The sequence below is a fragment of the Bradyrhizobium sp. Ai1a-2 genome, assembly GCF_000426245.1.
In the GTDB taxonomy this organism is placed as follows: Bacteria; Pseudomonadota; Alphaproteobacteria; order Rhizobiales; family Xanthobacteraceae; genus Bradyrhizobium.
Genome location: NZ_AUEZ01000062.1, coordinates 41,431 through 52,278 on the forward strand (window position 1 = coordinate 41,431; position 10,848 = coordinate 52,278).

The window sequence follows — 10,848 nt, forward strand, 5'->3', positions numbered from 1 at the left end:
TGCGCAGTCTGCGTGCTATCGATTCCTTCGCATCGATGAGCCCCAGTTCTTCAGCGACGACCAGACGCCGCGCGACAGGCGGAAGCAGTCGACCGGGGTGGAGGAGCCGAGCGCCTCGAAGCGGTGCAGCTCGACGCCGCTCCACTGGAAGCCGCACTTCTCCAGGATGTTGCGCGACGACGGGTTGGCGACGCGGGCGCCGGAGAACAGGTGGTCGTGGTCGAACTCCTCGAAGAAGTAGTCGATCACCGCGCGCGCCGACTCAGTGCCATAGCCCTGGCCCCAATGCTCGACGCCGAGCCAGTAGCCGAGCTCGGGCGCGTCCGGCTCGCGCCAATTGATGCCGACCATGCCGATCGGCGCGGAGCTGTTCTCGATCAGGAACACGGTCTCGCCGCCTGCGCCGGCGGTCGCACGCACGAATTCGACGGCATGCTCGCTCAGGTAAGGATGCGGCAGGCGACGGGTGTTCTCTGCAATGCGACGATCATTGGCGAGATGCGCAATTGCTTTTACGTCCGCGAGCGTCGGCTTGCGCAAGGTCAGCCGCTCGGTCTCGAGGACGTAACCTCTCGACTCTCGCAATATGGGGGTCGGGATATCCTGCAGCATGTCGGGCTCCTGTGATGCGATAACGGTACGCTACGCTTCGATCCTTGCGCGGGGCCCCACATGGGACACGCGCAACAGAAAAGGGGAGGCCGGTATCCCGCCTCCCCTTGGAGCCTCTTAGAGCCCCGCCGGTTCAACAGGATCCGGCGGACTCATATCGTCCACCGTCTATTCGGCTGCAGCCTCGAGTACCGGAATCACCGATACGAAGGTGCGGCCATTGCCTTTAGCGCGGAACTCCACACGACCTTCGACCTTGGCGAAAAGGGTATGATCTGTTCCCATGCCGACATTAAGGCCCGGATGCCACGTTGTGCCGCGCTGACGCGCGATGATGTTACCGGGAATCACGAGCTCGCCACCGAACGCCTTGACGCCAAGGCGCTTGCCCTTGGAATCACGTCCGTTTCGCGATGAACCGCCTGCTTTTTTGTGAGCCATAGCTCGTCTCCAACTGCAGTAGTTATCTAGATCAATTCCTTGACGGAATCATTTCACTTTTTGTCACGCTTCAACTTTTGAGGCGCGACATTCACATCTATCTCACGCGACCTTCTTGAAGGCTTACGCAGCATCCTCGGTGGGCGCTGCAGCAACCTTTTCCTTCTTCGGTCGCGGACCGATCGTCGGCTTCGCGTTGTCGGTCAGGATCTCGGTGATCCGCAACACCGTCAGCTCATCGCGATAGCCGCGCTTGCGGCGCGAATTCTTGCGGCGGCGCTTCTTGAACGCGATCACCTTCGGACCGCGCTTGTGGTGCAGCACTTCGGCCGCCACCGAAGCGCCTGCCACCGTCGGCGCGCCCAGGACCGGCGTCTCGCCGCCGACCACCAGAACTTCGCCAAGCTGCACGATCGTGCCGACATCGCCGGCGATCTTGCCAATCTCGAGAACATCATCCGGAACGACGCGGTACTGCCGGCCGCCGGTTTTGATGACTGCGAACATCGTTTGATTCCTTCGTGTTCGATCCCGTCCTCGGGGAGAACCCCGGGCCGGCTTCTTGTTCAGTCGCTATGGGTTACGATTTTCGCGCGGCGCGGGGACATGCCCCGGAATTCGCACAAAAACAAAGCGGCGCGAGAAATCCCACGCCGGATTGGCCGCCGTTATAGCGGCCAAGCCCCAGGAGTCAAGGCAAACAGGCCGAAAATCGGCCGAAAATGAAGGATTTGGAGCGATTTTGGGTGCGTTGAGCCCAGTTCCAGGCGAGTAGCCCGGGTGGAGCGCAGCGCAACCCGGGTCAGCCACCGGCCCCGGGTTACGCGTTCCGCTCCACCCGGGCTACGACGCTCCTCGGGATGAGGGTCTAGGAACCCGTTTTCGCCTTCGGATCGTCCTCCGCCATGGCGTGCGTCGGCGAGGTCTGGCGGGCGCCGGGGCCTGGATGCACGTGCACGGCCTTGGCGGTCAGCGGCTCGCCGCATTCGGAGCAGACCATCACGGGGTCGAACATGTGTCCGCAGTTCTTGTGCTGATGCAGCATCGGACGGCCGCGCGAGTCGACCATGTGGACGTTGCCCCAGTGCACGATCGACATGATGATCGGATAGAGGTCGAGACCCTTCTGCGTCAGGATATATTCGTAGCGCTTCGGCGATTCCTGGTACGGGATCCGGCGCAGCACGCCAAAGCGCACCAGCTTCTTCAGCCGTTCGGCGAGCAGATGGCGGGTGATGCCGAGCGACGACTGGAACGCCTCGAACCTTCGCTTGCGAAGAAAACACTCGCGGAGGATCAAGAGGCTCCAGCGGTCGCCGATCACGGCCACGGTGCGGGCCAATGAGCACGGCTCCTCTTCAAGCGTATCCCATTTCATCAATGTCTCCAGTCACCTGCAGTCCGCGAAGCAGTATTCATTCTAATTCGGTACTGAGGCCTGTTCAACCGTTTGTGCTCCGACCGTTACCACAGGGCCCAATCCGCTATTGACAGTTCTAAAATAGAACCTTAAAGCCCAGATGGCAAGCGATGGCGGCGACGGGCCGCCCCGCACAAGGAAAGGCAATCGATGGCTGCTCCGCTCAAGGTCGAGTTTCATTTCGATTTCGGCAGCCCGAACGCCTATCTCGCCGAGCTTGTCCTGCCGGCCATCGAGAAACGCACCGGCGTGAAGTTCGACTACGTCCCGGTGCTGCTCGGCGGCGTCTACAAGGCGACCGGCAACATGTCCCCGTTCGACTCGCTGCGCGGGATCAAGAACAAGGCCGAATACAATGCGCTTGAAACCGAGCGCTTCCTGCGGCGCCACAACATCACGAAGTTCAGATCGAACCCGTTCTTCCCGGTGAACACCCTGATGCTGATGCGTGGCGTGATCGCCGCGGAACTCGAGGGACTGTTCGAGCCCTATTTCCGCGCGGCCTACCACCACATGTGGGTCGAGCCGAAGAAGATGGACGATCCGCAGGTCTTCCGCGACGCGTTCCTCTCGTCCGGTGTCGATATCGATCGCGTGATCGCGCGCATCCAGCAGGATGACGTCAAGAGGAAGCTGATCGAGAACACCGAGAACGCGGTGGCGCGCGGCGAGTTCGGCTCGCCGACCTTCTTCGTCGGCGACGAGATGTTCTTTGGCAAGGATCACCTGCGCGAGGTCGAGGAAGAGATCGTCGCGCAACTTGCGGCAGCGAAAGGCTGCGCGAGGCGGCAGGGACTCTAAGCAAACAAATCACGGCAAGACCCGAGACAAGGGGCGTGGCGGCGGGAGGTGGCATTGACGATATTGGAGCGGGCGGCCCCGGTGGCCGAGGTTCTGGCAAGTCTGCCGAACCGGATTCATCAGGTGATCGACCGGCATGTCGCGGCAACGCCGGATCGGACGGCGCTGATCGATGATGGCGGCAGCTTGAGCTATCGCGAACTCGACCGCGCGATTAGCGGCACCGCGGACGCGCTGCGTGCGCTCGGCGTCCGTGCCGGCGATCGCATCATGATCGTCAGCGAGAATGCGATCCCGCTCGCCTGCCTTCTGTTCGCCGCAAGCCGGCTCGATGCCTGGGCGATCGTGGTCAATCCGCGGCTGTCGCCGCGCGAACTGGACCTGATCCGGGATCACAGCGGCGCACGCCGCGCCTTCTTCACCGCCGACGTTTCCAAGGAAGCCGCCGCGCATGCCGCGCGTTACGGCGCACCGGTTCAGGATGTCGGCCCGCTCTATGGCATCGGCGTTTCCCCGCTGAACGAGGCGACCTCGCCCGAGCCGGTCGAGGTCGACGGCGCCAGCCAGGTCGCCGTGCTCATCTACACATCGGGCACCACGGGGACGCCGAAAGGCGTGATGCTGACGCACCGCAATCTCCTGTTCAGCGCGCAGACCACCGCGGAGCTGCGCAGGATGACGTCGGACGACGTGCAATATTGCGTGCTGCCGATCTCGCACATCGTCGGCATCTCGCTGTTGACGATGACGCTGATGACCGGCGCCACCGTCCGCCTGGTCGCGAAGTATGATCCGGCGGCGCTGGTGCAGGCGATGGCGGAGGAAGGCATCACGATCCTGAACGGCGTTCCCGCCACCTATCAGCGGCTGCTCGAATACAGGCGGACGTCAGGTCTTTCGAAATTGAACCGCGGTGCGCTGCGCCTGATCTCTGTCGCGGGCGCGCCGCTCGATCTCGACCTGAAATCGCGGGTCGAACAGGAACTCGGGCTGCCTTTGCTCAACGGCTACGGCATCACCGAATGCTCCCCCGGCATTGCCGGCGCCCGTCCGGAGGCGCCGCGGGCCGACCATGGCGTCGGCACGCTGTTGCCCGGCCTTGAGGCGAGGATCGTCGGCCGGGACGGCAAGCTCGTTGCGAGCGGCGCGGTCGGCGAACTCCATGTCCGCGGCGCCAATGTCATGCGCGGCTATTATCGCGCCCCCGATCTCACCGCGAAGGCGATCGATCCTGACGGCTGGTTCAACACCGGTGATCTTGCGCGCTTCGAGGGCGACTGCCTCTATATCGTCGGCCGCACCAAGGAGATGATCATCCGCTCCGGTTTCAACGTCTATCCGGCCGAGATCGAGGCCGTGCTCTCGACCCATGACGCCGTGGTGCAGTGCGCCGTGGTGGGGCGGTCGGTCGAGGGCAATGAGGAAGTGGTGGCGTTCGTCCAGTTGCTGCAGGGCTCGAAGGCGACACCGCAGGATTTGATGGCGCATGTGGCGCCGCAGCTTACCTCCTACAAGCGGCCGTCAGAGATCATCCTGCTCGATGCGCTGCCGGCGACCTCGACGGGGAAGATCTTGAAGCACAAACTGGCGGAGTCGCTGCGCACGTCCTGAGGGCGCGCCGCGACTTCAATTCATTTCAATCAGCAGTCGGGAGAGGCCAATGCAGAAGAGAAATGCGACGGCGGCGGTTATCGGGGCCGGCGATTATATCGGCGGCGAGATCGCCAAGAAATTTGCGTCCGAAGGTTTCACGGTCTTCGCCGGGCGACGCAACGGCGCCAAGCTCGAACCGCTGGTGAAGGACATCGAGGCGGCCGGCGGCGAAATCCATGCCCGCTCGCTCGACGCGCGCAAGGAAGACGAGATCATCTCCTTCCTCAGCGACGCCGACAACCACGCGCCGCTCGAGGTCTGCATCTTCAACATCGGCGCCAATGTCAATTTCCCGATCCTGGAGACCACCGAGCGCGTGTTCCGCAAGGTCTGGGAGATGGCCTGCTATTCCGGCTTCCTCGCGGGCCGCGAGGCGGCGCGGCTGATGCTGCCGCGCGGCCAGGGCAACATCTTCTTCACCGGCGCCACCGCATCCTTGCGCGGCGGGCCGGGCTACGCGGCTTTCGCCAGTGCCAAGTTCGGCCTGCGCGCTGTGGCGCAGGCGATAGCACGCGAACTGGGTCCGCAGAACATCCATGTCGCCCATCTCATCATCGATTCCGGCGTCGACACCGAATGGGTACGGCAGCGGCGCATCGAAGCCCTTGGCCCCAACGCGCTCGACAATCCCGACCTGTTGATGCCGCCGGCCTCCGTCGCCGGCGCCTACTGGCAGCTCTACCAGCAGCCGAAGAGTGCCTGGACGTTCGAACTTGAAATCCGCCCGTTCGGCGAGAAGTGGTAACAGCCAGCTGGGAGCAAATCATGAGCGAGCATGTCAAGACCGAGGTCGCCGACGGCGTGATGACGGTGACCTTGCAACGGCCGGAGAAGAAGAACGCGCTCACCACGGCCATGTATGACGCGATGTCTAACGCGCTCGAACGGGCCGAGACCGATGGCTCGATCCGGGTGGTCCTGTTCCAGGGCGACGGCGACAGCTTTACGGCAGGCAACGACCTCGCCGATTTCGCGAGCCAGGCCAACGGCGCCAATTCCGTCGAGGGTGGGGCACACCACTTCATCGATACCATCGGCAAGGCGAGGAAGCCGCTGGTCGCAGCCGTGCAGGGCAATGCCGTCGGCGTCGGCACCACCATGCTGCTGCATTGCGACCTGGTTTATCTCGCCGAAAATGCGCGGCTGATCACGCCGTTCGTCAATCTCGCGCTGGTGCCGGAGGCGGCGTCGAGTTTCCTGCTGCCGCTCCGGATCGGCCACGCGCGGGCCTATGCGATGTTCGCGCTCGGCGAGCCGATGGAGGCTGCCGCGGCATTGGCCTGCGGCTTGGCGAACGCCGTGGTGCCGCAGACGGAGCTGCGCAAGAAGGCGCACGATGCCGCGATCGCGCTGACCAAGCGGCCGGCCGGATCGCTGAGCCTCACCAAGCAGTTGATGCGCGACCATGAGCGGATCGCGGCGCGGATGGCCGAGGAGGGCAGCCTGTTCAAGGAGCGGCTGAAGACGCCGGAAGCACGCGAGGCCTTCGCAGCCTTCGCCGAACGACGGCCGCCCGACTTCACCAAGTTCCAGGCCTGATCGCTTTCCCTCCCCCGCTTGCGGGGGAGGGCCGGGGTGGGGGTGTCGCCGCGGGCGAGCCTCTTCGTGTGGAGAGAGCCCTCACCCGGATCGCATCTGGCGATGCGATCCGACCTCCCACGCAAGCGGGGGAGGTGAACGAGTCTGACGCCGGACCGCACCAGATCAAGGGAGGCCGAACATGCACAGCGCGGGCAGCTATCAATATCCTTCGATGGATTCGGTGATCTATGGCAAGCCCGCGGCCGAGGCGCTGCGCGAGGAGGCCGAGCGGCTCGGCGCCAAGCGCGTCTATCTGATCGTCAGCCGCACGCTCAACAGCACGACCGACGAGATCGAGAAGATCCGCAAAGCTCTCGGCGACCGTTATGCCGCGACCTTTGACGGCATTCCGCAGCACACCACGCGCGACGTCGTGGTGCAGACTGCAAAGCACGCCAAGGAGGCCGGCGCCGATCTCGTGGTCGCGGTCGGCGGCGGCTCGGTGGTGGACGCGGCCAAGATCGTGCTGATGTGCATGGAGCACGAGATCTTCGATCCCTCGGGGCTCGATGGTTTCGAGACCACGCCCGAGCGCCGCTTCGGCCCCTTCCGCACGCCGAAGGTGCGGATGATCGCGATTCCGAGCACATTGTCCGGCGGCGAATACAATTCCGGCACGCTGGTCACCGACACGCGCCGCAAGCTGAAGCAGATCTTCAATCACCCGATGATGATGCCGCGCACCATCATCCTCGATCCCGCCATCACGCGCTACACGCCGGAGAAGCTATGGCTCGGTTCCGGCACTCGCGCGATGGATCACGGCATCGAGGCGATCTGCTCGATCCGCGGCAACGCGCTGGTCGATGCCGTCTGCCTGCAGGGCCTGCGTTATCTCCATGACGGCCTGACGCGCACCAAGGACAATCCGAACGACGAAGCGGCGCGGATCAATTGCCAATTGGGCTCCTGGATGTCGGCGTTCGGATTGCAGGCGCGGGTGCCGATGGGCGCGAGCCACGCGATTGGCCATGTGCTTGGCGGCACCTGCGACGTGCCGCATTATTTCTGCACGGCGGTGATGATGCCGAGCGTGCTGCGCTACAATCGTCCCGCGACCGAGCAGGCACAGAAATCGATCGCAGCTGCACTCGGCGCGCCCGAGCTTGATGCGGGCGAGGCGTTCGCTGGTTTCATTGCCAGGCTCGGCCTGCCGCAGCGGCTGGCCGATGTCGGGGTGGGCGAGGACCGCTTCGAGCTGATCGGCAAGAATGCGATGCTGTCGATCTTCACCCGCTCCAACCCGCAGCCGATCCGTGAGCCGGCCGACGTCGTCAAGATCCTGCAGCTTGCGGCCTGAATCTGCCGCGGGCTGGCGGCTGCGGCGTTCCGGCCCCGGCGCGGCAGCGCAACCAAACCCGTTTCAGGCCGTTATCCCCCGGTTCCAACCGGGGCAAGGGTCTCATGGCCGATGAACAGGTGCTGACAACGGGGATCGCCCGCCACGGCGCGACGCGTCTGCCGTCGGTCGACGTCGACAGCTTCAACATCGAACTCAAGGACGACGAGGGTTTCCTCGGCGACCGCGCCTCGAGGGGCGCGTTCCGCAAGATCCTCGAGCGCTGGCGCAAGCCGTTGCGCAGGTCCGGCGAGGATCCGTTCGGCGACGAACCCTCCGAGCGGATCAGCAAGAAGACGCTGGATGCGATGTTGGTCGGCGACGACACCGAGGCCTCCGCCGTGGTCCACAGCGCGATCGAGGAATTCGCGCTGGAGCTCGCTTATGTGACGCGGCGCTTCCTCAAGACCAAGGCGTGGGCCAAGACCGAGCGCATCGTGGTCGGCGGCGGCTTCCGCGACTCCAGGCTCGGCGAGCTCGCGATCGCGCGCACCGAGATCATCCTCAAGGACGAGAAGTTCAAGGTCGATCTTCAGCCGATCCGCTATCACCCCGACGAGGCCGGGCTGGTCGGCTGCCTGCATCTGGCGCCCTCATGGATCTTCGAAGCGCACGACAGCATCGTTGCGGTCGACATTGGCGGCACCAACATCCGCTGCGGCGTGGTCGAGACGCGCTGGAAGAAGGCGCCGGATCTCTCCAAGGCCGCGGTGTGGAAAGCCGAACTGTGGCGTCATGCCGATGAAACCCCGACGCGGGAAGCCGCGGTGAAGGAATTGGTCAAGATGCTGAAGGGCCTGATCACGGAAGCGGAGGCCGACGGATTGAAGCTCGCTCCCTTCATCGGCATCGCCTGTCCCGGTGTGATCGATGAGGACGGCTCGATCGAGAAGGGCGCGCAGAACCTGCCGGGCAATTGGGAGAGCAGCAAGTTCAACCTGCCGGCAAGCCTCGTCGAGGCGATCCCGGAGATCGGTGACCACGACACTGCGATCGTGATGCACAATGACGGCGTGGTGCAGGGGCTTTCCGAAATCCCCTTCATGCAGGACGTCGAGCGCTGGGGCGTGCTGACGATCGGCACCGGCCTCGGCAATGCGCGCTTCACCAACCGCCGCAAGGAGAACGGCAAGGGCGCCAAGAATGGCGAGAAAGACAACGGCGAGAAGAAAGCGAAGAAGAGCGCGTGACGGGTCGCATTGCGACGAGAGCGCGCATCCCCTCTCCGTCGTCCTCGCTTTCGCGGGGACGACATCGATGCGTTTTCTTTGTTGGTGAAGTGTTGGATGGATCGGTGCGGCACTCACGCACCCCTTGCCACTCTGCAGTTTTCCATTAAATCGTGGTCATCTTCCCGTAGGTCTACGGGCAAAATCCTCGGAAATCGGGGTGCAGTAAGGTTTAAAGGTTAGGTTAAGGCCGACATTGCGTTGGCTGTCGCCGCGCGCGTTGCTACGGTGGCGCCGTCGCTCCGCTGGCCGGCGAAGCCGCACTTCCCCGGCCAGCATTTTTATGAAGCGGCACGGGACCGCCAGTTATTTTTGTCGCGTCTGGCGGTCCCACCCATACTGTCTAACCTGATTCTCCCGCTTCAGATCCATCCGATGCGCGAAAAGAACGTGGAGATCTCGCTGCTCGCGCGATCGGGCGCTTCGCGATGCGGGAAATGTCCGACGCCTTCGAGCATTTTCAGATCGAGGTCAGCGAAGGTCTCGCCGAGCCGGTCGGTCCAGGCATAAGGAAACAGCGGATCATGCTCGGCCCAGCGGATGCAGGTCGGCACGGTCACCTTGGGGAGTGAGGGTGCTTCGCCCTTCATCATCTTGACGCGCGCGGCATGCGCGGCGCGGTAATGCGCGAAGCCGCCCGCGAGGTTGCCTGCCTTCAGGAAGTTATCGGTGAAGGCGTCCAGCACATCGTCGAACGCATCCTGGCGATGCGACCAACCTTTGAGGAAACGCCCGATATAGAGGCGGCAGCTCTCGCGCGTCGCGCCGATGAGCTTCGGCGCCATCTCCATCTGGTGGAATGACTGGTACCAGATGTGGTTCAGCCTTTCCGGCGCCGCCATCCGCGGTCCGATGCCGGGATAGACGAAATCGAAGAAGAAAAGCCCCGCGATCCGCTCGGGCGCTTTGCGTGCCAGAGGCTGCATCACGGCGCCGCCGACGTCATGGCCGACCACGCCGGCCCGTTCGATACCGAGCGCATCCATCAGTGCCAGCATGTCGTCGGTGTGCTGCTCCGGCCCGTAGGGGCCGTCCGGCTTGTCGCTGTCGCCGAAGCCGCGCAGGTCGGGGGCGATCAGGGCAAAGCGGTCGGAAAGCCGCGCCATGACCGGCTCCCAAGTCAGCCAGAATTCCGGCCAGCCATGGAGCAGCAATAGCGGCTTTCCGGCCCCGATCCGGGCGACATGGAACGCCGCCCCATTGGCTTTCACCGTCAAATGCTCCATTTCGACCTCCTTTTGGTCGGTTTGGCGGTGCGGAAATCTTCTCCCGGCGCCTTGTCACCCCCGGCATCCTCGCCTAGAACACGCCCCGACCGCGAGGGTGAGGAATCACCTTTTTGGCACCGGGAGAGGTGGCAGAGTGGTTGAATGCACCGCACTCGAAATGCGGCATAGGTGCAAGCCTATCGGGGGTTCGAATCCCTCCCTCTCCGCCACCTTAGGGCTGTGTCCAGCCCGGACAGATAGGTAACAGAACGTACCTAGGACATAGGTGACAACCTCGTGCCGAACGGGTTGTCGAGGGGCTGCAGGGTTTTCTGCTCCAGGTCGAAGTATCCCAGATCATAGTGCATGAAGCTGACGAGCCAAATGCCGTCATCGACTTCCTTGATGCCGAGCCGCTGACCGGCCAGCACAGTTGAGATGTTGATCCTCTTGCGGTGCAGGCAGAGCCGTCCGCAAGCTGTGACGAGCACGTCGCGGTCGTGGAAGGGATAGACCAGCTCGGGCAGCCCATCGTAGGGACGCGGTGAGGCCGTGTAGAGTTCC

At 63.7% G+C, this 10,848-nt stretch carries 11 protein-coding genes, 1 tRNA gene and 1 pseudogene; 7 read left to right on the top strand and 6 right to left on the bottom strand.

The genetic code is table 11. From position 1 onward, the window contains the following. Positions 1-15: 15 nt before the first annotated feature. The 4 genes from K288_RS0131020 to K288_RS0131035 all read right to left on the bottom strand — a co-directional run bounded on the left by K288_RS0131020 (position 16) and on the right by K288_RS0131035 (position 2,431). Positions 16-612: a GNAT family N-acetyltransferase gene (locus K288_RS0131020; protein ID WP_027583051.1), complete on the bottom strand. Its 597-nt coding sequence runs from the start codon at positions 610-612 to the stop codon at positions 16-18. A gap of 168 nt (positions 613-780) precedes the next feature. After that, positions 781-1,053 carry a 50S ribosomal protein L27 gene (gene rpmA / locus K288_RS0131025; protein ID WP_027583052.1) on the bottom strand — a complete coding sequence of 91 codons (273 nt, stop codon included), beginning with the start codon at positions 1,051-1,053 and terminating at the stop codon, positions 781-783. 123 nt (positions 1,054-1,176) lie between these two features. Continuing rightward, positions 1,177-1,560, bottom strand: coding sequence for a 50S ribosomal protein L21 (gene rplU / locus K288_RS0131030; protein ID WP_027583053.1), 384 nt, complete (start codon positions 1,558-1,560; stop codon positions 1,177-1,179). A 361-nt stretch (positions 1,561-1,921) separates the two neighbouring features. Beyond that, the gene (locus K288_RS0131035) at positions 1,922-2,431 is read right to left on the bottom strand and encodes a helix-turn-helix domain-containing protein (RefSeq protein WP_027583054.1); all 510 of its coding nucleotides are present in this window, start codon (positions 2,429-2,431) and stop codon (positions 1,922-1,924) included. A gap of 192 nt (positions 2,432-2,623) precedes the next feature. Between K288_RS0131035 and K288_RS0131040 the strand changes: the two genes are divergently transcribed. The 6 genes from K288_RS0131040 (at position 2,624) to K288_RS0131065 (ending at position 9,037) form a co-directional block, all read left to right on the top strand. Beyond that, positions 2,624-3,274: a 2-hydroxychromene-2-carboxylate isomerase gene (locus K288_RS0131040; protein WP_027583055.1), complete on the top strand. Its 651-nt coding sequence runs from the start codon at positions 2,624-2,626 to the stop codon at positions 3,272-3,274. Between the two features lie 54 nt (positions 3,275-3,328). Next, on the top strand, positions 3,329-4,885 hold the full coding sequence (locus K288_RS0131045) for an AMP-binding protein (protein ID WP_343208893.1): 1,557 nt from the start codon (positions 3,329-3,331) through the stop codon (positions 4,883-4,885). 49 nt (positions 4,886-4,934) lie between these two features. Beyond that, complete coding sequence (locus K288_RS0131050; protein WP_027583057.1) at positions 4,935-5,672, top strand: SDR family oxidoreductase; 738 nt, start codon at positions 4,935-4,937, stop codon at positions 5,670-5,672. A gap of 20 nt (positions 5,673-5,692) precedes the next feature. Beyond that, complete coding sequence (locus K288_RS0131055) at positions 5,693-6,466, top strand: enoyl-CoA hydratase-related protein (protein ID WP_027583058.1); 774 nt, start codon at positions 5,693-5,695, stop codon at positions 6,464-6,466. A 181-nt stretch (positions 6,467-6,647) separates the two neighbouring features. Beyond that, positions 6,648-7,808, top strand: a complete 1,161-nt coding sequence (locus K288_RS0131060; RefSeq protein ID WP_027583059.1) for an iron-containing alcohol dehydrogenase — start codon at positions 6,648-6,650, stop codon at positions 7,806-7,808. Between the two features lie 104 nt (positions 7,809-7,912). Further along, the gene (locus K288_RS0131065; RefSeq protein WP_027583060.1) at positions 7,913-9,037 is read left to right on the top strand and encodes an ROK family protein; all 1,125 of its coding nucleotides are present in this window, start codon (positions 7,913-7,915) and stop codon (positions 9,035-9,037) included. Positions 9,038-9,438: 401 nt separating this feature from the next. On the opposite strand, the gene K288_RS0131070 is transcribed toward K288_RS0131065, so the two are convergent. After that, positions 9,439-10,302, bottom strand: a complete 864-nt coding sequence (locus K288_RS0131070; RefSeq protein ID WP_027583061.1) for an alpha/beta hydrolase — start codon at positions 10,300-10,302, stop codon at positions 9,439-9,441. Between the two features lie 122 nt (positions 10,303-10,424). Between K288_RS0131070 and K288_RS0131075 the strand changes: the two genes are divergently transcribed. Beyond that, a tRNA-Ser gene (locus tag K288_RS0131075) sits at positions 10,425-10,514 on the top strand. 45 nt (positions 10,515-10,559) lie between these two features. Here K288_RS0131075 and K288_RS47080 read toward each other — a convergent pair. After that, positions 10,560-10,848, bottom strand: a pseudogene (locus tag K288_RS47080) (IS481 family transposase); the annotation flags it as partial.